The sequence below is a fragment of the Shinella granuli genome (assembly GCF_004341885.1).
GTDB classification, from domain to species: Bacteria; Pseudomonadota; Alphaproteobacteria; order Rhizobiales; family Rhizobiaceae; genus Shinella; species Shinella granuli.
On sequence record NZ_SLVX01000007.1, the window covers coordinates 128,148 to 149,108 of the forward strand.

Consider the following 20,961-nt stretch of genomic DNA (forward strand, 5'->3'; position numbering starts at 1 on the left):
AACCGGCCGCTGGCCCTTCTTCTTTTGATCAGAACGAGCCCTTCAGGCTGCTCCGGAGGGCATCGATGATCCGCCGTTTCAGCTCGGCATGGATGTCTGCCCGGGTGCGGCCGCCGGGGTCGTCGCAGATCGGATCCACCTCGCCCACGGATTTCAGCAGGTCGGCGCCGCCCTCCTTGCATTCCGGCAGGAAGCTGAAATGCACGGCGTCCGCGATCGCCGCATAGGAGGCCTGCGGCACCAGCGCCGCCAGTCCGTCCGCGATCACCGCTTCGGGGATCGCGTCCGCAGTGCCGAGATTGATGAAGGTGAGCGGGATGTCGATCGCCTTCAGGCTGTCCGCGACATAGGCCTGGGCCAGCCCCGGGTCCACCGAGACCACCGCACGTACCCGCGCATCCCGGTTCGATTGCTCGAAGCGGGCCTTGTCGAGCATGCGCAGGTCGACCTTCTCCACCGCCACCGGCTTGTCGCCGACATATCCCCGGCCGCCGGCGAACCAGGCGCAATCCCACTTGCCGTAGCCGTCGCAATAGCGGGCATAGGCCTCGAGATCGGCCCGTGCGCCGGCAATTTCCATCGCCGCAGCGCCGCCGAGCGAGAAGCCGACGACGCCGATGCGCGCCGGGTCGATCGTCGCCTGCCAGGCGGTGTCCTGCGAAAAGGCATCGATCAGGGCGGAGAGGTCGGCGGTGCGCTCCCAGAGTCTCGGCGTTGCGGCCGGCGTCGAATCGCCGCTCGTCGTGCCGGGATGGTTCGGCCCGGCGACGACGAAGCCGGCCTCGGCCAGCGCCGTCGCAAGCCAGCTCATGCCCTCCACCCGGCTGCCCGAGCCATGCGAGAGCAGCACGAGCGGAAAACGCCCTTCGGCGACGGGTGCATCGCCATGCGCCGGCGCGCCCTTGAACAGCTGGTTGTCGCCGATGAGGCGCGGCGCGCCGCCGGCCTTGGCCGGATACCAGACCGTGACGTCGATATCGCGCCCGCGCTCCGGCGCAAAGACGGTTGTCGTGCGGACGCCGACCTCGGCGGCATGGGCGGGCGTGGCGGCGGCGCTGGCAAGGAGGAAGGCGGAAAACAGGGAAAGGATGGACATCGGAACCTCGTTCGATAGGACTTGACCGGCAGATCCTCGCCGCGACCTGCCCTTCGTCGCGTCCTCGATCGTGTTTGAGGTCGCCCTTGATCGCGATCGGGATCATGATGCCCGCCAACGCCAACCGATCCGTGCTGCCCGTGCTCTTCGTTCCCCTGCCTTTCGTCGTCGCCCTCCTGCTGCTCCTGCGTTTCGTCGCGCTCCTGCGCCAGCAGGAAGGTGGCAACCGGCCGTTCCTCGCCTTGATCGGGCTGTGCATCCTGCAATCGATCGCCGTCGGCCTGCGCTGGGGCTATGACGTGACGGCGGTGCGCTATGTCCTGCCCGTGCTGGCGGGCGGCCTGCCGCCGCTGGTGCTGGCGAGCTTCCAGAGCCTCATGCATCGTGATCGGGCGGATCTTCCCTGGCTGAACGCCGCGCCGCCGGTGGTGATCCTCGCCCTCCTCGTGCTGGCGCCCGATCTCATCGACGGCGCGCTCGTCGTCATCTTCGTCGGCTATGCCGCATCCTCCTGCGGCTCGCCAATGCCGGCCCCGATGGGCTGGACGAGGCCCGGCTCGATGGCGCCGTAGGGGCACACAAGGCGCTGCTCATCGCCGCCGGCTCGCTCTGCCTCTCGGCGTCCCTCGACATTGCCATCGTGCTGGATTTCGAGTGGAGCCGCGGCGAGAACGTGCCGATGATCGTCAGCAACGCCAACCTGCTCAGCCTCTTCCTGGCCGGCCTCACCGCGACGGTCGCTGCCCGCGCCCGCGCCATGCCCGTTCCACCGGAGGAGGGCGATCGGGATGATTCGACGTCGGAACGGGATCGCGACGTGCTGGAGCGGGTCGACCGGCTCCTTGCCGACCAGAAACTCTTCCGCGACGAAAACCTCACGCTTGCGCGCCTCGCCCGGCGGGCAGGCGTGCCGGCCCGGCAGATTTCCGGCGCGATCAACCGCCTCACCGGCAGGAACGTCTCGCAATATATTAACGATTTCCGCATCGCGGAGGCCTGCCGGCTGCTGCGCGACACCGACATGCCGGTGACATCGGCCATGCTCGAATCCGGCTTCCAGACCAAGTCGAACTTCAACCGCGAATTCCGCCGGGTCACCGCCATGAGCCCCGCAACCTGGCGCGCCGAAAACCGCCCGCCCCCGTCATGAGTGCGCAATCCCTGTCGCAGAAAACACAAAAGCCCCGGCGAACCGAGGCTTGCGACGTCTTGGAAGAATGGAGCGGGTGAGGCGATTCGAACGCCCGACCCCAACCTTGGCAAGGTTGTGCTCTACCCCTGAGCTACACCCGCTCATCGTCGACGGCCTGGGGTAGTCGGTGGCCGAAGGTCGCTGCGTTGCGGCGACGGGCGGTATATGGCCCAAGGTTTTTTCAAATGCAACAGGGAAATGTCAGATTTTGAAGAAAAAAATGCAGAGACTTTCAAAGTCCCGGATTCTCAGGCGGTTGCGCTCGTGTGGCCGACGTCCTATCAGCGGATGGACGTCAATTGAGCCGGGACAAGCAGGAAAATGACCGAAGCGCAGCCGAAGACCGACAGGGATCTCTTCCAGTTTCTCGATGATCTGGGCATCGCCCACAGCACGAAGGAGCATGCGCCGGTCTTCACCGTCGCCGAATCGGTGGCGCTGCGCGACGAAATTCCCGGCGGCCACACGAAAAACCTCTTCGTGAAGGACAAGAAGGACAATTATTTCCTGATGACCGTCGAGGAGCATGCGACGGTGGACCTGAAGACCGTGCATTCGGTCATCGGTGCCGCGAGTCGCGTCTCCTTCGGCAAGCCGGAGAAGCTGATGGAGTATCTCGGGGTCATTCCCGGCGCCGTCACCGCCTTCGGGGTGATCAACGACACGGCGGGCAAGGTGAAGATCATCATCGATGCGGACCTGATGGCCTTCGACACGATCAACGGCCATCCGCTCAGGAACGATGCGACGACCTCGATCGGTTCGAAGGATCTCCTGCGCTTCATCGAGGCGACCGGCCACGAGCCGCTTGTCTTGAAAGTCACGGCCTGACATACGATCTGGGGCACAGACACGACATCGAGGCGCTTGGCGCCACAGGAGAGACCCATGAGTGCAGGCGACAACCCCTACGCATCGTCTTATGGCGGCCAGATGAACGTCTCGGCGAGCTTTGGCGGCGCGGCACCGGCGGATGATCTCATCAAGGACACGACGACGGCGAATTTTTCGCGCGACGTGCTGGAGGCCTCGCGCCAGCAGCCCGTTCTCGTCGATTTCTGGGCGCCCTGGTGCGGCCCGTGCAAGCAGCTCCAGCCGATCATCGAGAAGGTCGTGCGGGAGAGTGCGGGCCGCGTGAAGCTCGTCAAGCTCAACATCGACGACCATCCCTCCATTCCCGGCCAGCTCGGCATCCAGTCCATCCCCGCGGTCGTCGCCTTCGTCGGCGGGCGGCCGGTCGACGGCTTCATGGGCGCGGTGCCGGAAAGCCAGATCCGCGACTTCATCGACAAGGTCGCAGGTCCTGCCGGCGCGGATGAGAAGGCCGAGATCGAGGCGCTGCTTGCCGAAGCGAAGACACTGTTCGATGCGGGCGACCTTGCCGGCGCGGCCGACCTCTACGGCGCGCTCTTGCAGGCCGATCCGGAAAATCCGCAGGCCCTTGCCGGCATTGCCGAATGCATGATCGCCGCCGGCCAGCCGGAAAATGCCCGCCAGATCCTCGGCAACCTGCCCGAGGCCGTTGCGGCCGACCCGGCCGTCGCGGCGGTGCTGAAGAAGCTCGGCCAGATCGAGGAGGCCCGCAAGCTCGGCGATCCCGCGGCGCTCGAACAGGCGCTGGCGCTTGATCCGGACGATCATGCGGCGCGGCTGAAGCTCGCCAAGATCCGCAATGTCGAGGGCGACCGCCAGGCGGCAGCCGATCACCTGCTCTTCATCATGAAGCGCGACCGCGCCTTCGATGACGACGGCGCGCGCCGCGAGCTTCTGCAGTTCTTCGACGTCTGGGGTCCGAAGGATCCGGCGACGATCGCCGCACGGCGCAAGCTGTCGTCGATCCTGTTTTCCTGAGGCTTTTTCCGGGAGAACGGCGGGGCATCCCTTGAGAAATGCCGCGCCGACCCCACATTCGAGGGGAGGCGCGCTGGCGCGGGGCGGGAGACGGATCGCGCGCCGGGCGCAATGGGAAGGCACTGTCATGCATGTGGGAAATGCGCGTTATCTGAAGCCGGAGGACCTGCCCGAGGCCATCCCCGTCTTTCCGTTGACCGGTGCCCTCCTCCTGCCCGGCGGGCAATTGCCGCTCAACATCTTCGAACCGCGTTACCTTTCCATGTTCGACGACGCGCTCGCCACGCACCGGCTGATCGGCATGGTGCAGCCCGTCTTCGGCGCCGACCGCGTGGATGACGCCGTGACGGATACGCCCGCCCTCTGCCAGGTCGGCTGCATCGGCCGCATCACCTCCTTTGCCGAGACCGGCGACGGGCGCTACATCATCTCGCTCACCGGCGTCTGCCGCTATCGCCTGCTGGAGGAGATATGCGGTGACAAGTCCTACCGCAGTTTCCGCATCGCGCCCTTCATCACCGACCTTTCGGCGCGCGACGACGAGCAGAGCGTCGACCGCGAGGCGCTGCTCGCCGCCTTCAAGGCCTATCTCGACGCCAACAAGCTGGAGGCCGACTGGGAGAGCGTGGAGCGTGCCAGCAACGCGACGCTCGTCAATTCCATGGCGATGATGTCGCCCTATGGTCCGGCGGAAAAGCAGGCGCTGCTGGAGGCGCCGGATCTCAAGACGCGGGCGGAAACGCTGATCGCCATCACCGAGATCGTGCTGGCGCGCGGTTATGGCGACGTCGACACGATGCTGCAATAGGCGGGCGTGATGAACTCCAGCACCAGCCGCGTCGATCCCAAGCTGCTTGAACTTCTCGTGTGCCCGCTGACAAAGGGGCGGCTGACCTATGACGCGGCTGCGGGCGAACTCGTGTCGGAAAAGGCCAGGCTCGCCTATCCGATCCGCGACGGCATCCCGATCATGCTGATTTCCGAGGCGCGGGAAATCAAGGATTAGACTGCGGGCTGGTCATCGGATCAGATTCGCTGTCCGGCCAGCATGCGCGGATGTCCGCTGCCGGCGGTGCCTTCCGCCTGGCGGATGAAGAAGGATTTCAGCCCCGGCAGGCGATCGACGACGCCGAGGCCGACATCGCGCAGCACGCGCAGCGGCGTCGCATCGTTGGAGAACAGGCGGTTCAGCACATCCGTGGTGATGCCCATGCGCACCGTGTCGAAGCGGCGCCAGCGCTCGTAGCGCTCCAGCACCGAGATCGCGCCGATATCGAGGCCGAGGCGGTCGGCCTCGACGATGGTTTCGGCGAGCGCCGCCACGTCCTTGAAGCCGAGATTGAGGCCCTGGCCGGAAATCGGGTGGATGCCGTGTGCGGCGTCCCCCGCGAGCGCGAAGCGCGGCGCGACGAAGGCGCGGGCGAGCGTCAGGCCGAGCGGGAAGGCGCGCCGGCCGCCGACGACCTTCAGTGCGCCCAGCTTGTGGCCGAAGCGGCGCTCCAGCTCCTCCTCGAAGACGAGGTCATCGCTCTCGACGAGGCGGCGGGCATCCTCCGTGCGCTCTGTCCAGACGAGCGAGGAGCGGTTGCCGGTGAGCGGCAGCGTGGCGAAGGGGCCGGCGGGCAGGAAATGCTCCTCCGCCGTGCCTTCGTGGGGGCGTTCGTGTTCCACCGTGGTGACGATGCCGGACTGGCCGTAGTCGAAGTGAACGGTCTTGATGCCGGCCATGTCGCGCAGTTTCGAGCGCACGCCGTCGCAGGCGACGAGGAGGCGGGTCCGGCATTCGGTTCCGTCGGACAGGCGGACCGTCGTGGCGTGCTGGCCGGTCGCAAAACCCTCCGCCGAGGTCGCCCAGCGCACGGGGATGCCCAGCGTCTCGGCCTGGCGCAGCAGGCTGCTCGTCACGGCGCGGTTGGGCACCATATGGGCGAAGGGCTGGCCGTCGTCACCGGAGCCGGCGCCCTCGAAGGTGAGGAAGACGGGACGCACGGGATCGGCTGTGCGCGAATCGGTGATCATCATGCGGCGGATCGGCTCCGCCTCGGGCGCGATCTCGTTCCAGACGCCGATGACGTCGAGCAGGTTGCGCGCGGCCGCCACGATCGCGAAGGCGCGCTCGTCCTTCTGCCAGGCATGTTCCGGCGCGCCGTCGACCACGGTGACGGCGAGATGCGGGGCGGCCTTCTTGATGGCAACGGCCAGCGACAGGCCGACATAACCACCGCCGGCGACAAGAACGTCGAGCATGATTGCTTCGGGCATGGTGCACTCCTGGCCGCTTGAGGTCTTCTGCCCCTCTATATAGAGGAGGAGGAACCGTATTCCTACCGTCGGAGTCACGTCCAAATGTCGCGTCAGCCTGCGAAGAACCCCGCCATGGATGTCCTTTTGGAGACGCTGGACCTGGAGCGGCTGGAAAGCCGGCTGTTCCGCGGCAAGAGCCCGCAGGTCGGCTGGCAGCGGGTGTTCGGCGGGCAGGTGATCGGCCAGGCGCTGGTCGCGGCGACACGGACGGTGGAGAAGGCGGGGCGTTTCGTGCATTCGCTGCACGCCTATTTCGTCCGGCCGGGCGATCCCTCCGTGCCGATCATCTACGATGTCGAGAACATCCGGGACGGCGGCTCCTTCGCCACGCGCCGCGTCGTCGCCATCCAGCACGACAAGCCGATCTACTTCATGACCGCCTCCTTCCAGGACGAGGAGGATGGTTTCGAGCATCAGGTGCCGATGCCGGACGTGCCGCAGCCGGAAGACCTGCTCGGCGAGGCGGAGCTGAAGGAACGGTTCATGACCGAGGCGCCGGAGCATATCCGCGCCTACTGGCAGCGGCCGCGGCCGATCGAGCTGCGGCCGGTTTCGCTGGCGCACTATTTTTCGGGAGACAAGCTGGAGCCGCGGCAGAACATCTGGGTGCGCACCACAGGTCCGGTGCCGGCCGAGCGCCACCTGCAGGCGGCCGTGCTCGCCTATCTCTCGGACATGACGCTGCTCGATACCTCGCTCTTCGCGCATGGCACCTCGGTGCTCGACCGCACGCTGCAGGTCGCCAGCCTCGACCATGCCATGTGGTTCCATCGTCCGCCGGTTCTCGACGACTGGCTGCTCTACAGCCAGGACAGCCCCTCGGCTTCCGGCGGGCGCGGCATGACCCGTGGCGCGATTTTCACCCGCAGCGGCACCCTGATTGCCTCCGTCGCCCAGGAAGGGCTGATTCGGAAAAAGGCAACTGACTAGTTTTTGCTCAATATCCTATTAATGCCTGATTTTTAATCATGTGCGGTGGCGATTTTTTGCGCCGCAGCATGGCTTCCATTTTTATCGATTTGATTTCAAAAGCTTAGCCGATCCGTTCGAATCTGGCACGCCCCTTGAATGTGTAGTTCCCAGTCGTGGTCGACGTGACGTCGCCAACGATGAGGAGAGATGGCCCCCGGCTGGGGACAAGCACGAAGGATGGGAAACCAGATGAAAATTGTGATGGCCATTATCAAGCCGTTCAAACTCGATGAGGTGCGCGAAGCCCTCACCGCTGTCGGCATCCAGGGCCTGACCGTGACCGAGGTGAAGGGGTACGGGCGCCAGAAGGGGCATACGGAAATCTACCGCGGCACCGAATATGCCGTCAGCTTCCTGCCGAAACTGAAGATCGAGATCGCCGTGCCTGGCGATGTCGTCGACAAGGCCGTCGAGGCGATCGCGTCTGCCGCCAAGACCGGCCAGATCGGCGACGGCAAGATCTTTGTCTACTCGATCGACCATGCCGTGCGCATCCGCACCGGCGAAACCGATTCCGAAGCGCTCTAAGCAAACGGCAGATCAGGGAGCATTCTTAATGTCGTCTAATTCGATCCTCAACACATTCGCCCGCGTCGGTGTCGTCGCGGCAGGCCTGCTGGCGCCGGTGATGGCCCTTGCGCAGGAAGCAACGGAAACGGCAACCGAAGCCGCGCCGGCCGCAGCCGAGGCCGCGATCAACTCCGGCGATACCGCCTGGATGCTGACCTCGACCGTTCTCGTCCTCTTCATGATCCTGCCGGGCCTCGCCCTCTTCTACGGCGGCCTCGTGCGCAGCAAGAACATGCTGTCCGTCCTCATGCAGTGCCTGGTCGTCTCGGCCGCGATCATGATCGTCTGGGTGGTCTACGGCTACAGCCTCGCCTTCTCCAATGGCGGCGGCCTCAACACCTTCGTCGGCGGCTTCGAGAAGCTGTTCCTGGCCGGCGTGACGCCCGACAGCGTCTCCGGCTCGATCCCGGAATATGTCTTCATCGCCTTCCAGATGACCTTCGCCTGCATCACGCCGGCGCTGATCGTCGGCGCGTTTGCCGAGCGCATCAAGTTCTCCGCCGTCGTGCTGTTCTGCATCCTGTGGGTCACCTTCGTCTACTTCCCGATGGCCCACATGGTCTGGTCGGGTGACGGCGCGCTGATGTGGGACTGGGGTGCGATCGACTTTGCCGGCGGCACCGTTGTTCACATCAATGCCGGCGTTGCGGGCCTCGTCGGCGCGATCATGGTCGGCAAGCGCACCGGCTTCGGCAAGGACATGATGGCGCCGCACTCCATGACGCTGACCATGGTCGGCGCCTCCATGCTGTGGGTCGGCTGGTACGGCTTCAACGCCGGCTCGGCAGCCGCCGCTAACGGCGTCGCCGGTCTTGCGATGATCAACACCTTCACCGCCACGGCCGGCGCGGTCGTTGCCTGGTGCGTGATCGAATCCTTCGCCCGCGGCAAGGCTTCCATGCTGGGTGCGGCATCGGGCGTCATCGCCGGTCTCGTCGCCGTCACGCCGGCCGCCGGCGCCGTCGGTCCGATCGGTGCCATCTTCCTCGGTGCGATCGCCTCGGCGCTCTGCTACTTCTTCGTCTCCGTCGTCAAGAACAAGTTCGGCTATGACGACACCGCGGACGTCTTCGGCGTCCATGGCGTCGGCGGCATTGTCGGCGCCATCGGCTCGGGCATCTTCGCGGCCACCTCGCTCGGTGGCGTCGGCTATGCCGAAGGCATCGGCATGGGCGGCCAGGTCTGGATCCAGATCAAGTCGGTCATCGTCACCATCCTGTGGTGCGGCATCGGCTCGGCGATCCTCTACAAGATCGTCGACATGATCGTCGGCCTGCGCGTCACCGTCGAATCCGAGCGCGAAGGCCTCGATCTCTCCTCCCACGGCGAAGCGGCATACCACTCCTAAGATGCCTGCGGCGGCTCCCAGCGGCCGCCGCCAAACATCCCGTCGCGGTCATAGGACATCTATGCCGCCCTTGGCCCGGACCTGTGTCCGGGCCCTTTTCGTTTACCGGAGAGAAACCATGTCGCGAGGCTGCATGGTTAACATGCCATTAAGGCTTCCTTCGTAGGGTTCATAGTCAGGCACAGTCCGCGATTCGGCGGAAAAGGTGCGATTTCTTGCGTGGACCATAGGCTTTAACCATGAGCAGAAGCATTTCGGCAGGACTGGACAACCGTCACGACCGCTTCGTTCTGTCGGCATTCGTCTGGCGGCAGGTGCAGATCCTCCTCGGGATCTGCGTCTTCCTCGGCCTTGCCTTCGCCATTGCCGCGCTCTCCACCTGGAATGTCTCCGACCCCAGCCTCTCCTATGCTTCTGGCGGCGAGCCGGCCAACATCCTCGGTTATTCCGGCGCCGTCTTCGCCGATATCTTCATGCAGTTCTTCGGCCTTGCCAGCGTCATCGCGCTGTTGCCGGTCGTCGCCTGGGGCCTGGCGCTGATCAGCGGCCGGCGCTTCAACCGGGTGCCGCAGCGCGCCGGCGCCTGGCTCGGGGGGGCGATCCTCGCCTCCGCGGCGCTCGCCTGCGTGCCCGGGCCCGTCACCTGGCCGCTGCCGACCGGCCTCGGCGGCGTCTTCGGCGACATGATCCTGCGCTTTCCCGCGCTCTTCACCGGTGCCTATCCGACCGGCCTCTTCGCCAGCATCCTCGGCGGCATCATCGCCATTCCCGCCGCCTGGCTGATGGTCTTCGCCGCGGGCCTGATCGGCTCGGTGGCGATCGACGACGAGGAGGATTTCGCGCCCGTCCCGACGCCGAGCCGCGCCCGCACCATCGCCGAGGAAGAGGACGACGAGCGGGAAGGCCCGCTCACCGTCCTTGCCGGCGCCATGACCCATGCCTGGTATACCGGCCAGGCGCGGTTCCGCCGCATCTTCGGCCTCGCCAACCGCCGCCGCAAGGCGCGCGGCATCGAGCAGCCCTATGATTTCAACGAGGACGAGTTCGGCACGCTGAACGAGCCGGCCCGCGCCCGCACGCCATCCCGCTCCGCCGATCGCGTCGAGCCCTCCCTCGATGGCCGCCGCGTCGTCACCGCCCCGCCGATGGCCGACGATGACGACGACCTGCCCTTCGACATGGACGAGCCGATCGCCCGCCCGAGCGGCCTCCTCCCCGACGACGACATGGACGACATCGCCGCCGACTGGGCGCCGCGCCGCGCGCCGGCCCGCCCGCCCATGCCGGCGACGACCGCCCGCGTCGTTCCCGCTGCCGCCCGGCCGAAGCCCGGCCAGCGCATCGAGCGCGAGGCGCAGACCTCTTTCGTCGGCCCGGATGGTTTCGCGCTGCCGCCGATCCACCTGCTCGCCGAGCCGAAGGGCCAGGTGCGCGACATGACCCTTTCGGCCGACGCGCTGGAGCAGAACGCCCGCATGCTGGAAGGCGTGCTGGAGGATTTCGGCGTCAAGGGCGAGATCATCCATGTCCGTCCCGGCCCGGTCGTCACGCTCTACGAGCTGGAACCGGCACCCGGCATCAAGTCCTCCCGCGTCATCGGTCTTGCCGACGACATCGCCCGCTCGATGAGCGCGATCGCCGCCCGCGTCGCCGTCGTGCCGGGTCGCAACGCCATCGGCATCGAACTGCCGAACCAGAGCCGCGAGACGGTCTACCTGCGCGAGCTCATCGCCAGCCGCGACTTCGAGACTTCGAAGGCCAAGCTCGCCATGGCGCTCGGCAAGACGATCGGCGGCGAGCCGGTCATTTCCGACATCGCCAAGATGCCGCACCTGCTCGTCGCCGGCACCACCGGCTCGGGCAAGTCCGTCGCCATCAACACCATGATCCTGTCGCTGCTCTACCGGCTGAAGCCGGAACAGTGCCGCCTGATCATGATCGATCCGAAGATGCTGGAACTCTCCGTCTATGACGGCATCCCGCATCTGCTCTCCCCCGTCGTCACCGATCCGAAGAAGGCCGTCGTCGCCCTCAAGTGGACGGTGCGCGAGATGGAGGAGCGCTACAAGAAGATGTCGAAGATCGGCGTGCGCAACATCGACGGCTTCAACAGCCGCGTCGAGCAGGCGCTGGCCAAGGGCGAGCAGATCAGCCGCACCGTGCAGACCGGCTTCGACCGCCAGACGGGCGAGGCGATGTACGAGACGGAGGAGTTCGACCTCCAGCCGATGCCCTATATCGTCGTCATCATCGACGAGATGGCCGACCTGATGATGGTCGCCGGCAAGGACATCGAAGGCGCCGTGCAGCGGCTTGCCCAGATGGCGCGTGCCGCCGGCATCCACGTCATCATGGCGACGCAGCGCCCCTCGGTCGACGTCATCACCGGCACGATCAAGGCGAATTTCCCGACGCGCATCTCCTTCCAGGTGACCTCGAAGATCGACAGCCGCACCATCCTCGGCGAACAGGGCGCCGAACAGCTGCTCGGCATGGGCGACATGCTCTACATGGCCGGCGGCGGGCGCATCCAGCGCGTGCACGGCCCCTTCGTCTCGGATGGCGAGGTGGAAGCCGTCGTCGCGCATCTGAAGACGCAAGGCGCGCCGCAGTATCTTGACGCGATCACCGAGGACGACGACGATGACAGCGAGGGTGGCCATGGTCCGGCCGGAACCGCCAATCTCGACGATTCGGACGATCCCTACGACCAGGCGGTGGCTGTCGTGCTGCGCGACGGCAAGGCGTCGACCTCCTATATCCAGCGCCGCCTCGGCATCGGCTACAACCGCGCCGCCTCGCTGATCGAGCGCATGGAGAAGGAAGGGCTGATCGGTCCGGCCAACCACGCCGGCAAGCGCGAGATCCTCGTGCCGACGGAGGATGAAATTTCGGGACGCTGACCGGGAACGGAGCGCCTTTTGCGGCGTTTCGACCGGCAAGTCTCGCGTCAGGGCCGCATGCCATTATGGCGCCGCGTTTGGCCCGCATGAAGAACGCATGAAGGAGACCGACATGATCAGATCGGAAAACGGCCACGCGACCGGAACGCTGACCCGCCGTGGCTTCACCTGCCTGATGGCCTTCACGCTGGCCGCCGGCCTTTCGGCGCTCTCGCCCGTCGAGGCTTCGGCGCAGGCGAGCGGTGCGGCCCAGAAGATCGCCGATCACTTCGCCTCGGTGAAGACGATGATGGGCGAGTTCGTGCAGTTCGGCCCGCGCGGCGAGCAGACCGGCGGCAAGTTCTACATCTACCGTCCCGGCAAGATCCGCTTCAACTACGAGGAGCCCTCGCCGATGCGCGTCATCGCCGACGGCAAGGCCGTCGTCATCGGCAATCGCAAGCTGAAGACCTGGGATCTCTATCCGCTTTCCAAGACGCCGCTCAACCTGCTGCTTGGCGAGAGGATCGACCTTTCCGCCAAGATGGTGCGTAGCGTCAAGGAAGAATCGGACCTGACGACGATCGTGCTCGGCGACAGGAACATGTTCGGCGATTCGACCATCACCATGATGTTCGATCCCAAGACCTACGACCTGCGCCAGTGGACGATCACCGACGCGCAGGGCAAGGACACCTCCGTGATGATCTTCAACGTCAAGACCGGCGTGAAGCTCGACGACAAGGTCTTCTCCATTCCTTACGACGAAGTGCGCAACAAGGGCGGTTAATTCGGGCCTGAAGCCTTTTCCGGTTCGCCCTTCATGCGCTAAGACGCCCCGACCGGCCCGTGAAAACGGGCCGGGTGTTTTTGAGGGCGATGGCATGGCACTTTCGATTGCGACCTGGAACATCAACTCCGTGCGGCTGCGCATGCCGCTCGTCGAGCATTTCCTGAAGACCTTCTCGCCGGACATCCTGTGCCTGCAGGAAACCAAGTGTCCGAACGATCTCTTTCCGTCCAAGCCGCTGAAGGCGCTGGGCTACGAGCATATCGTCATGCACGGCCAGAAGGGCTATCACGGTGTCGCCACCGTCTCCCGCCTGCCGCTGACCGAACTCGTCGAGCGGCGCGACTATTGCGGCGTCGGCGATGCGCGCCATGTCTCGGTGCTCTTCCACCATCGGAACAAATTGATCCGCCTGCACAATTTCTATGTGCCCGCCGGCGGCGACGAGCCGGACCGCACGATCAATCCGAAATTCGGCCACAAGCTCGATTTCATCGAGGAGATGAAGCTGCTGCACGCCGAGGCCGAAGCCGGCATTTCCTCGATCCTCGTCGGCGACCTCAACATCGCCCCGCTGGAGCACGACGTCTGGTCGCACAAGCAGCTCCTCAAGATCGTCAGCCACACGCCGATCGAGACGGAAGGCCTCATCGACGTCATGACCAAGGGCGCCTGGGTCGACCTCATGCGCCGCAAGGTGCCGGCCCATGAAAAGCTCTATACATGGTGGAGCTACCGCTCGGCCGACTGGGTCGCCGCCAACAAGGGACGCCGTCTCGATCATATCTGGTCCTCCGCCGACCTCGAGCCGCATCTCAGCAACATCGCGGTGATCCGCGAGGCGCGGGGCTGGGAACGGCCGTCCGACCATGTGCCGGTGATTGCGGAGTTCGATTTTTAAGGGATTTGCCCCTCACCCTAACCCTCTCCCCGCAGGCGGGGAGAGGGGACGTGCCCCGCGAACGGCTGCTGGTTGGGGAAAAGTGCGCGGCATATCTCCTTCGCCCCGTTTACGGGGAGAAGGTGGCCGGCAGGCCGGATGAGGGGTCTGCCTCAGGCAAACCGCCCGGCGAGCCCGCGCATCTGGCTGATCATCGCCGAAAGGTTCTCGCGGATGCGCGCGTCCACGAGCACGGCGACGTCGGGATATTCCTCCAGCATGCGGCGGAAGAGCGGGCGGTTGATACGGATGACCTCGCTGTCTTCCGTCGCCACGGCCGTATATTTGCGCTCCACGGCGGAAATCATCGCGAGCTCGGAAAGCAGTGTGCCGGCGCCGGCCGTGCCTTCGTCGCGCGTCGTTCCGTCCCGGAGCGTCGAGGTGAGCCGGAACGCCCCGTAGGCGACGACGAAGCCGCAATCGGCCGAGGTGCCCTCGCGAAACAGCGTCTGTCCCTCCACCAGCCGCCGCCGCTCGGCGCCGAAGGCCATCAGCCGCAGCTTGTCGTCGGCAAGGCCGGCGAAGAGCGGCACGCGGGAAAGAAGGGCGATGTCGTCGCTGAGACCCACGGCGGGCGTTCCTCAAAAGCACGTCCAGGAAAAGTGTGAAGCGTTTTTCCGTCCGGAGTTGCGTGAAAAGCTAAGGTACGATCTTGTAACCGCCGTTCTCTGTCACGAGAATCTCCGCATTGGAAGGGTCCCGCTCGATCTTCTGGCGCAGACGATAGACATGGGTCTCCAGCGTGTGGGTCGTGACGCCGGAATTGTAGCCCCAGACCTCCTCCAGCAGCACGTCGCGCGTCACCACCTTCTGGTCGGCGCGGTAGAGATAGCGGATGATCGCCGCCTCCTTCTCCGTCAGGCGGATCTTCTGGCCGTTTTCCAGCGTCAGCAGCTTCTGGCCGGGCTTGAACGTATAGGGGCCGACGGTGAATGTGGCGTCCTCGCTGCTCTCGTGCTGGCGAAGCTGGGCGCGGATGCGCGCGAGCAGCACGGCGAAGCGGAAGGGCTTCGTCACGTAGTCGTTCGCGCCGGCCTCCAGGCCCAGGATCGTGTCCGAATCGGTGTCGTGTCCGGTCAGCATGATGATCGGCGCCTTGAAGCCGCCCTTGCGCAGCAGCTTCACGGCTTCGCGACCGTCCATGTCCGGCAGGCCGACATCCATGATCAGGAGGTCGATCTGATTGGCGCGGGCGGTCTGGATGCCCTTGCCGGCGGTGGTTTCCTCGAGCGTCGAGAACTCCTCGTAGAGCGAAAGCTGCTCGACGAGCGTCTCGCGCAGGTCGTTGTCGTCATCGACAAGAAGGATTGTGCGGGATGTCATGCTTTACCTCTCGGCATTCCTCTGGAAAGTAAGGGAATTGGGACTTTTGGCAAGCCCGCCCATGGCTTAGCCAGTCAGGTTACCACAAGGCGCGAATATGGCGGAGCAACATGAGCCGGATCACATCTGCTGAACATTGCGTGAAGACCATCCTGGTGCGTCCGGCACCGGGCAGGAAGACCCGCGCCATCGTCCAGGTCGGCCCCCTGCGCCTGCCCGCCGCCATCGGCCGCTCCGGGCGAACCAGCCGCAAGCGCGAGGGCGACGGCGCGACGCCGATCGCCGCCATGCCGCTTCTCTCCGGCTTCCTGCGCGGCGACCGGCTGGCCCAGCCGCAAAGCGCCCTGCCGCTCCGGCGCATCCGACCCGCCATGCTGTGGTGCGACGCGCCGCAGCATCCGTCCTACAACCGTCTCGTCCGTGCGCCCTTCAAGCCGAGCCATGAGGAGATGCAGCGCAAGGACGCGCTCTACGACATCTGCCTGGTGCTCGACTGGAACGTGACCACGCGCCGCCGCCATGCCGGCTCGGCGATCTTCTTCCATCTCATCCGCCCCGGCTATGAGCCGACGGCCGGCTGCATCGCCCTTGCACGGCGCGACATGCTGCGCATCCTGCCGCATCTGCGGCGCGGCACGGTCGTGCGGGTGCTGTGAGGATTTTACCGAGGGAGGCTGACATGCGGCGATGCGGAACCTATATCAGCCTCGACCGTCGCCGGGCTTCAAGGCGCCACGGGAAACCCGCCCGGGTTCAAGCACGCCATTTTTTCACGGAGAGATTCTGATGAGCGATCAACCGACAATCCTGTTTCACGACGGCAACAGCATTCCCCAGGTCGGCCTCGGCGTCTGGCAGACCCCGAACGACACGGCCGTGACCGCGGTCAAGGCCGCGCTCGACGCCGGCTATCGCCATGTCGACACGGCCGCGATCTATGAGAACGAGGCTGGGGTCGGCGAGGGCATCCACGCCTCCGGCATTGCCCGTTCGGAGATCTTTCTCACCACAAAGCTCTGGAATTCCGATCAGGGCTATGATGCGACGCTGAAGGCCTTCGACGCCAGCCTGAAGCGGCTCGGCACCGACTATGTCGATCTCTACCTCATCCACTGGCCGGCACCGAAGCGCGACCAGTATGTCGATAGCTGGAAGGCTTTCATCCAGCTCCAGAAGGAAGGCCGCGCCCGCTCGATCGGCGTATCCAACTTCTATCCGGAGCACCTGCAGCGCCTGATCGACGAGACCGGCATCACCCCGGTCATCAACCAGATCGAGCTGCACCCGGACTTCCCCCAGAAGGAGGCCCGCGCCTATCACGACAAGCACCGGATCGTCACCCAGTCCTGGAGCCCGCTCGGTCAGGGCACGCTCCTGGAAAACCCGGTCGTCGCCAGGGTCGCGGCAAAACACGGCCGCACGCCGGCACAGGTCATCACCCGCTGGCACATCGACAACGGGCTGGTGGTGATCCCGAAGTCCGTGACGCCGTCGCGCATCGCGGAGAATTTCAAGGTGTTCGACTTCAAGCTCGACGACGAGGACATGGCGACGTTCGCGAGCCTCGAAAAGGCCGGCAAGCGCATCGGCCCCGATCCGATGACGGCGACGTTCTAAGCCAGCCAAACCGCAAAACCTCTCCTCCGTCATGCTCGGGCTTGACCCGAGCATCCACCACCGCGGGTGCCGCGTGGATGCTCTGGTCAAGCCCGAGGATGACGTGGAGGGTGGGGTACCGAGCGTCGCTGATACGCGCTGATGGCTGCATTGGGGCGGCTTGGCCGCCCGTTTCGTCTATGGCAGCGTCCTCGGCGTCACGAAGCTTTCGAGCCGGCCTGCTCCCGGCGCAATGTCCGTCCATGTCTCGATGTCGAAAGCGATGACGGCGAGCCCCGCCGTCGGGAATTTTATCCGTAGCCGCGCCAGCGCCGTTGCCTCGCCCTGTGGCGCGAGCAAGGCCGCCAGATCCTCGAAACCCGGATTGTGGCCGATGACGAGCAGCGTCTCGCTCTCCGCCGGTGCCTGCCGGATCGCCGCGAGGATGGCCGCCGGTTCGGCCTCGTAGATCGACGCCACCGTGCGGGACGGGCAAGGCTTTGCGAGGGCCGGCGAGACGAGGGCCCAGGTTTCCTGCGTGCGCCGGGCGGAGGAGACCAGCGCGAAATCCGGGTCGAGGCCTTCCGATGCAATATAGGCGCCCATGCGTGGGGCATCACGGCGGCCGCGGTCGGCGAGGGGGCGGGCGTGGTCTTCGACGCCCTCGGGCCAGGCGGACTTGGCATGGCGGAGGAGGAGAAGGCGTTTCACGGGGATCTCTCCTTCAAACGAGAAGGCCGGGAGCATGCTCCCGGCCTTCGATCACGATGGCGATGAAGCCGTGATCACTTCCAGTCGCGGATATCGACGAAGTGGCCGGCGATTGCGGCGGCCGCGGCCATGGCGGGCGAGACGAGATGCGTGCGGCCCTTGAAGCCCTGGCGGCCCTCGAAGTTGCGGTTCGAGGTGGAGGCGCAGCGCTCGCCCGGCTTCAGGCGGTCGTCGTTCATGGCAAGGCACATGGAGCAGCCCGGCTCGCGCCAGTCGAAGCCGGCGTCCTTGAAGATCCTGTCGAGGCCTTCGGCTTCCGCCTGCTCCTTCACGAGGCCGGAGCCCGGGACGATCATGGCGTCGACGGTGGAGGCGACCTTCCTGCCCTCGACGACGGCGGCGACGGCGCGCAGGTCCTCGATGCGGCCGTTGGTGCACGAGCCGATGAAGACGCGGTCGATGGCGATGTCGGTGATCTTCGTGCCCGGCTTCAGGCCCATATAGTCGAGTGCACGCCACTTGGAGGAGCGCTTGGTCTCGTCCTCGATATCGTCGGGGTTCGGCACGACGCCTTCGACGGAGACGACGTCTTCCGGCGAGGAGCCCCAGGAGACAATCGGCGGCAGGTTGGCGGCGTCGAGCACGACGACGCGGTCGAAATGCGCGCCTTCCTCGGTGTAGAGCGTCTTCCAGTAGTCGAGCGCCATTTCCAGCGCCTTGCCCTTCGGCGCGCGCGGCTTGTCCTTGATGTATTCGAAGGTGGTCTCGTCCGGCGCGATGAGGCCGGCGCGGGCGCCGCCTTCGATCGTCATGTTGCAGATCGTCATGCGGCCTTCCATCGAGAGCGAGCGGATCGCTTCGCCGGCGAATTCGATGACGTGGCCGGTGCCGCCGGCGGTGCCGATCTCGCCGATGATGGCAAGGATGATGTCCTTGGCCGTCACGCCTTCGGGAAGCTTCCCGTCGACGCGCACCAGCATGTTCTTCGCCTTCTTCTGGATCAGCGTCTGGGTGGCGAGGACATGCTCCACTTCGGAGGTGCCGATGCCATGCGCCAGCGCGCCGAACGCGCCGTGCGTGGAGGTGTGGCTGTCACCGCAGACGATGGTCATGCCCGGCAGGGTAAAGCCCTGCTCGGGGCCGACGATGTGCACGATGCCCTGGCGCACGTCCTTTTCGGAATAGTATTCCACGCCGAAATCGGCGGCGTTCTTCGCCAGCGCCTCGACCTGGATCCGGCTTTCCTCGTTCTTGATGCCCTGGTGGCGGTCCGGCGAGGTGGGAACGTTGTGGTCGACGACGGCGAGCGTCTTTTCCGGCGCGCGCACCTTGCGGCCGGCCATGCGCAGGCCTTCGAAGGCCTGCGGCGACGTCACTTCGTGAACGAGGTGACGGTCGATGTAGAGAAGACAGGTTCCGTCTTCCTGGCGGCTGACGATGTGATCGTCGAAAATCTTGTCATAGAGGGTACGGGGTGCGCTCATGGCTCTTCATCCGCTTGGCATGTTTAGGGTACAGGAATTTGGCGAGCCCGTGGCTCGCAGGATCGAGAGCGATCAGGATAGGCGGCTGATAAGCGCCCCGAAGACACGCGCAAAGAAGCGTGCCGGCAGGCGCTTGTGATCCTGCAGCACGACGACATGCCTTTCCGTGCATCCGAACTTGGATTCCATGCCCCGCATATAACGATTTTTTGACGGCACGGCAAGTTGGTGCGCGGCGACCGTCTGATCACCCGCGTGCGCGCAGGGATCATGTCCGTCGGAGACGTCTTTCCAGCGCCCGCAGGGCCAGGGAAAGGCCGATGGTCAGGATGAGGTAGACATAGGCGACGATGGAATAGGTCTCGAAAAAGCGGAACGAGCCCGACGCGTAGACCTTGCCCATCTGGGTGATGTCGGCGACGCCGAGCACGGAGACGAGCGAGGAATCCTTCACCATCGCCACGAAGTCATTGCCGAGCGGCGGCAGGATGACGCGCACGGCCTGCGGAAAGACGACGAGGCGGAAGCGCTGGAAGCGCGACAGGCCAAGCGCCTTCGCCGCCTCGATCTGCCCCTTGTCGACGGACTGGATGCCCGCGCGAAAGACCTCGGCGATGAAGGCGGAATAGCCGATCATCAGCGCGATGATCGCCCGCCACATCAGCGAGAGGTCGCGCACCTGCACAGGCTCCAGGTAGCCGGCGGCAAGGAGCGGACCGATGACGAAATTGATCACTGCCACCAGTGCCGGGGCGCCGACGAAGGCGATGTAGAAGAGCAGGACGAGCACCGGCACGCCCCGGATCACCTCCGTGTAGAAGCGCGCGATCTGGCGCAGCGCCTTGCTTTCGGAGAGCGCCATCAGGGCGACGGCGAGGCCGAGCAGGGTGGCGAGCAGGAAGGCGACGAGGGTCACGAAGATCGTCACCCACAGTCCCTTCAGCACGACGCTGAACACCTGCCTGTAGAGGTCATTGGCAATGATGATGCCGGCAAGCGCCAGCGCGATGACGCCGAGGGCGACCAGCCACCAGGGATAGTCGCCCTTCGCCGTATCAGGGGAAGCGGGAGCCATGGCTGCCCGTCACTCACCCATCTTGTAGTCGAGGAACCACTTCTTGTTGAGGCTTTCCAGCGTGCCGTCCGCCGTCAACGCCGCGATCGCCGCGTTGACCGGGGCGACGAGATCGGAGCCCTTCGGGAAGATGAAGCCGAAGTCCTCGGTGCCGAGCGGCCCGCCGACCACCTTGAGCTTGCCGCCCGAGGCATCGACATAGCCCTTGGCCGCGACGCTGTCGGTGAGCACCAGGTCGACGTCGCCGGCCTGCAGTGCCTGCACGGTCGCACCGAAGGTCTCGAACAGCTTGATGCGCGGGTTCTGCTCGTTGCCGTCGAGGATTTCATAGACGGCGGTGTAGAAGGGCGAGGTGCCGGGCTGGGCAGCGATCAGGCCATCGGTCAGCGCCGCGAAGGATTTTGCGTCGTTGAAGCGTTCCTCGTCCCCGCGCACCAGCATGAACTGCTGCGAACGCATGTAGGGGTCGGAGAAGTCGACCTTCTCCTTGCGGTCGTCCTTGATGGTGATGCCGGTCATGCCGATATTGTACTGGTTGTCGGAGACCGCCTGGATCATCGTGTCCCAACTGGCGTTCTGGTATTCGACCTTGAAGTTCAGCCGCTTGGCGATCTCGTTCATCGCGTCATATTCCCAGCCGATCTGCTCGCCCGACTTCGGATCGACGAACTGCAGCGGCGGATAGGCGTTCTCCGTGACGACGACGACGGTCTTGCCGCCGAGATCGGGCAGGTCCGCGGCGAAGGTGACAGCGGGCATGAGGGCGGCGGCGGCAAGGCCTGCGAGAACAGCGCGGCGGGAAAACATCAAAATATGCTCCTGAAATT

At 65.4% G+C, this 20,961-nt stretch carries 22 protein-coding genes and 1 tRNA gene; 14 read left to right on the forward strand and 9 right to left on the reverse strand.

From position 1 onward, the window contains the following. Nucleotides 1–28 precede the first annotated feature (28 nt). Nucleotides 29–1,096: an alpha/beta hydrolase family protein gene (locus EV665_RS13655; protein WP_133034508.1), complete on the reverse strand. Its 1,068-nt coding sequence runs from the start codon at nucleotides 1,094–1,096 to the stop codon at nucleotides 29–31. Between the two features lie 86 nt (nucleotides 1,097–1,182). Between EV665_RS13655 and EV665_RS33265 the strand changes: the two genes are divergently transcribed. Together EV665_RS33265 and EV665_RS33270 are read left to right on the forward strand one after the other, a co-directional pair. Continuing rightward, the gene (locus EV665_RS33265; RefSeq protein WP_380686062.1) at nucleotides 1,183–1,668 is read left to right on the forward strand and encodes a hypothetical protein; all 486 of its coding nucleotides are present in this window, start codon (nucleotides 1,183–1,185) and stop codon (nucleotides 1,666–1,668) included. A gap of 68 nt (nucleotides 1,669–1,736) precedes the next feature. Further along, the gene (locus EV665_RS33270; RefSeq protein WP_380686059.1) at nucleotides 1,737–2,246 is read left to right on the forward strand and encodes a helix-turn-helix domain-containing protein; all 510 of its coding nucleotides are present in this window, start codon (nucleotides 1,737–1,739) and stop codon (nucleotides 2,244–2,246) included. A 68-nt stretch (nucleotides 2,247–2,314) separates the two neighbouring features. Here EV665_RS33270 and EV665_RS13665 read toward each other — a convergent pair. Beyond that, nucleotides 2,315–2,389 (reverse strand) — tRNA-Gly (locus tag EV665_RS13665). 220 nt (nucleotides 2,390–2,609) lie between these two features. Here EV665_RS13665 and EV665_RS13670 point away from each other — a divergent pair. The 4 genes from EV665_RS13670 to EV665_RS13685 all read left to right on the forward strand — a co-directional run bounded on the left by EV665_RS13670 (nucleotide 2,610) and on the right by EV665_RS13685 (nucleotide 5,145). Then, nucleotides 2,610–3,119, forward strand: a complete 510-nt coding sequence (locus EV665_RS13670) for a prolyl-tRNA synthetase associated domain-containing protein (protein WP_024271118.1) — start codon at nucleotides 2,610–2,612, stop codon at nucleotides 3,117–3,119. A 57-nt stretch (nucleotides 3,120–3,176) separates the two neighbouring features. Beyond that, a complete protein-coding gene (trxA, locus tag EV665_RS13675; protein WP_133034509.1) occupies nucleotides 3,177–4,139 on the forward strand; it encodes a thioredoxin in 963 nt (320 codons plus the stop codon). Nucleotides 4,140–4,266: 127 nt separating this feature from the next. Continuing rightward, nucleotides 4,267–4,947, forward strand: a complete 681-nt coding sequence (locus EV665_RS13680; protein WP_133034510.1) for an LON peptidase substrate-binding domain-containing protein — start codon at nucleotides 4,267–4,269, stop codon at nucleotides 4,945–4,947. Between the two features lie 9 nt (nucleotides 4,948–4,956). After that, nucleotides 4,957–5,145 (forward strand): Trm112 family protein, encoded by a 189-nt coding sequence (locus EV665_RS13685; RefSeq protein ID WP_064331796.1) that lies wholly within the window; start codon nucleotides 4,957–4,959, stop codon nucleotides 5,143–5,145. Between the two features lie 20 nt (nucleotides 5,146–5,165). Here EV665_RS13685 and EV665_RS13690 read toward each other — a convergent pair whose 3' ends face one another. After that, nucleotides 5,166–6,386, reverse strand: a complete 1,221-nt coding sequence (locus tag EV665_RS13690) for a ubiquinone biosynthesis hydroxylase (protein WP_133034603.1) — start codon at nucleotides 6,384–6,386, stop codon at nucleotides 5,166–5,168. Between the two features lie 99 nt (nucleotides 6,387–6,485). On the opposite strand from EV665_RS13690, the gene tesB reads away from it, so the two are divergent. The 6 genes from tesB (at nucleotide 6,486) to EV665_RS13720 (ending at nucleotide 13,906) form a co-directional block, all read left to right on the forward strand. Beyond that, nucleotides 6,486–7,373, forward strand: coding sequence for an acyl-CoA thioesterase II (tesB, locus tag EV665_RS13695; RefSeq protein WP_133034511.1), 888 nt, complete (start codon nucleotides 6,486–6,488; stop codon nucleotides 7,371–7,373). A 219-nt stretch (nucleotides 7,374–7,592) separates the two neighbouring features. Then, nucleotides 7,593–7,943: a P-II family nitrogen regulator gene (locus EV665_RS13700; protein ID WP_064331794.1), complete on the forward strand. Its 351-nt coding sequence runs from the start codon at nucleotides 7,593–7,595 to the stop codon at nucleotides 7,941–7,943. Nucleotides 7,944–7,971: 28 nt separating this feature from the next. Continuing rightward, nucleotides 7,972–9,333 (forward strand): ammonium transporter, encoded by a 1,362-nt coding sequence (locus EV665_RS13705; RefSeq protein WP_133034513.1) that lies wholly within the window; start codon nucleotides 7,972–7,974, stop codon nucleotides 9,331–9,333. 239 nt (nucleotides 9,334–9,572) lie between these two features. Then, nucleotides 9,573–12,236 (forward strand): DNA translocase FtsK, encoded by a 2,664-nt coding sequence (locus EV665_RS13710; RefSeq protein ID WP_133034514.1) that lies wholly within the window; start codon nucleotides 9,573–9,575, stop codon nucleotides 12,234–12,236. Nucleotides 12,237–12,348: 112 nt separating this feature from the next. Further along, nucleotides 12,349–13,005, forward strand: a complete 657-nt coding sequence (locus EV665_RS13715; RefSeq protein ID WP_084438343.1) for an outer membrane lipoprotein carrier protein LolA — start codon at nucleotides 12,349–12,351, stop codon at nucleotides 13,003–13,005. A 94-nt stretch (nucleotides 13,006–13,099) separates the two neighbouring features. Continuing rightward, nucleotides 13,100–13,906 (forward strand): exodeoxyribonuclease III, encoded by an 807-nt coding sequence (locus tag EV665_RS13720; protein ID WP_133034515.1) that lies wholly within the window; start codon nucleotides 13,100–13,102, stop codon nucleotides 13,904–13,906. Nucleotides 13,907–14,058: 152 nt separating this feature from the next. Here the strand turns inward: EV665_RS13720 and EV665_RS13725 are convergent, their stop codons facing one another. Both EV665_RS13725 and EV665_RS13730 read right to left on the reverse strand, forming a co-directional pair. Next, on the reverse strand, nucleotides 14,059–14,514 hold the full coding sequence (locus EV665_RS13725) for a cyclic nucleotide-binding domain-containing protein (protein ID WP_064331789.1): 456 nt from the start codon (nucleotides 14,512–14,514) through the stop codon (nucleotides 14,059–14,061). 70 nt (nucleotides 14,515–14,584) lie between these two features. Next, complete coding sequence (locus EV665_RS13730) at nucleotides 14,585–15,268, reverse strand: response regulator transcription factor (protein WP_024271121.1); 684 nt, start codon at nucleotides 15,266–15,268, stop codon at nucleotides 14,585–14,587. 110 nt (nucleotides 15,269–15,378) lie between these two features. Between EV665_RS13730 and EV665_RS13735 the strand changes: the two genes are divergently transcribed. Together EV665_RS13735 and EV665_RS13740 are read left to right on the forward strand one after the other, a co-directional pair. Beyond that, the gene (locus tag EV665_RS13735) at nucleotides 15,379–15,924 is read left to right on the forward strand and encodes a L,D-transpeptidase family protein (RefSeq protein WP_133034516.1); all 546 of its coding nucleotides are present in this window, start codon (nucleotides 15,379–15,381) and stop codon (nucleotides 15,922–15,924) included. A 130-nt stretch (nucleotides 15,925–16,054) separates the two neighbouring features. Next, nucleotides 16,055–16,885 (forward strand): aldo/keto reductase, encoded by an 831-nt coding sequence (locus EV665_RS13740; RefSeq protein WP_133034517.1) that lies wholly within the window; start codon nucleotides 16,055–16,057, stop codon nucleotides 16,883–16,885. A gap of 177 nt (nucleotides 16,886–17,062) precedes the next feature. Here the strand turns inward: EV665_RS13740 and EV665_RS13750 are convergent, their stop codons facing one another. The 4 genes from EV665_RS13750 to EV665_RS13770 form a co-directional block, all read right to left on the reverse strand. Beyond that, nucleotides 17,063–17,611, reverse strand: a complete 549-nt coding sequence (locus EV665_RS13750; protein WP_133034519.1) for a SixA phosphatase family protein — start codon at nucleotides 17,609–17,611, stop codon at nucleotides 17,063–17,065. A gap of 38 nt (nucleotides 17,612–17,649) precedes the next feature. Beyond that, a complete protein-coding gene (gene leuC / locus EV665_RS13755) occupies nucleotides 17,650–19,059 on the reverse strand; it encodes a 3-isopropylmalate dehydratase large subunit (protein ID WP_064331785.1) in 1,410 nt (469 codons plus the stop codon). Between the two features lie 268 nt (nucleotides 19,060–19,327). Then, entirely contained in the window at nucleotides 19,328–20,134 is an 807-nt protein-coding gene (locus EV665_RS13765; protein WP_133034521.1) for an amino acid ABC transporter permease, read from the reverse strand. Between the two features lie 9 nt (nucleotides 20,135–20,143). Next, nucleotides 20,144–20,941 (reverse strand): transporter substrate-binding domain-containing protein, encoded by a 798-nt coding sequence (locus EV665_RS13770; RefSeq protein WP_064331783.1) that lies wholly within the window; start codon nucleotides 20,939–20,941, stop codon nucleotides 20,144–20,146. Nucleotides 20,942–20,961 lie beyond the last annotated feature (20 nt).

Coding starts and splice junctions, on each gene's coding strand:
- EV665_RS13750 (WP_133034519.1), bottom strand. CDS start 17,611: ATGCTCCCGGCCTTCTCGTTTGAAGGAGAGATCCCCGTGAAACGCCTT.
- EV665_RS13690 (WP_133034603.1), bottom strand. CDS start 6,386: ATGCTCGACGTTCTTGTCGCCGGCGGTGGTTATGTCGGCCTGTCGCTG.
- EV665_RS13705 (WP_133034513.1), top strand. CDS start 7,972: ATGTCGTCTAATTCGATCCTCAACACATTCGCCCGCGTCGGTGTCGTC.
- EV665_RS13685 (WP_064331796.1), top strand. CDS start 4,957: ATGAACTCCAGCACCAGCCGCGTCGATCCCAAGCTGCTTGAACTTCTC.
- leuC (WP_064331785.1), bottom strand. CDS start 19,059: ATGAGCGCACCCCGTACCCTCTATGACAAGATTTTCGACGATCACATC.
- EV665_RS13770 (WP_064331783.1), bottom strand. CDS start 20,941: ATGTTTTCCCGCCGCGCTGTTCTCGCAGGCCTTGCCGCCGCCGCCCTC.
- EV665_RS13655 (WP_133034508.1), bottom strand. CDS start 1,096: ATGTCCATCCTTTCCCTGTTTTCCGCCTTCCTCCTTGCCAGCGCCGCC.
- EV665_RS13765 (WP_133034521.1), bottom strand. CDS start 20,134: ATGGCTCCCGCTTCCCCTGATACGGCGAAGGGCGACTATCCCTGGTGG.
- EV665_RS13680 (WP_133034510.1), top strand. CDS start 4,267: ATGCATGTGGGAAATGCGCGTTATCTGAAGCCGGAGGACCTGCCCGAG.
- EV665_RS13670 (WP_024271118.1), top strand. CDS start 2,610: ATGACCGAAGCGCAGCCGAAGACCGACAGGGATCTCTTCCAGTTTCTC.
- tesB (WP_133034511.1), top strand. CDS start 6,486: ATGTCGCGTCAGCCTGCGAAGAACCCCGCCATGGATGTCCTTTTGGAG.
- trxA (WP_133034509.1), top strand. CDS start 3,177: ATGAGTGCAGGCGACAACCCCTACGCATCGTCTTATGGCGGCCAGATG.
- EV665_RS13710 (WP_133034514.1), top strand. CDS start 9,573: ATGAGCAGAAGCATTTCGGCAGGACTGGACAACCGTCACGACCGCTTC.
- EV665_RS13720 (WP_133034515.1), top strand. CDS start 13,100: ATGGCACTTTCGATTGCGACCTGGAACATCAACTCCGTGCGGCTGCGC.
- EV665_RS13700 (WP_064331794.1), top strand. CDS start 7,593: ATGGGAAACCAGATGAAAATTGTGATGGCCATTATCAAGCCGTTCAAA.
- EV665_RS13730 (WP_024271121.1), bottom strand. CDS start 15,268: ATGACATCCCGCACAATCCTTCTTGTCGATGACGACAACGACCTGCGC.
- EV665_RS13735 (WP_133034516.1), top strand. CDS start 15,379: ATGAGCCGGATCACATCTGCTGAACATTGCGTGAAGACCATCCTGGTG.
- EV665_RS13740 (WP_133034517.1), top strand. CDS start 16,055: ATGAGCGATCAACCGACAATCCTGTTTCACGACGGCAACAGCATTCCC.
- EV665_RS13715 (WP_084438343.1), top strand. CDS start 12,349: ATGATCAGATCGGAAAACGGCCACGCGACCGGAACGCTGACCCGCCGT.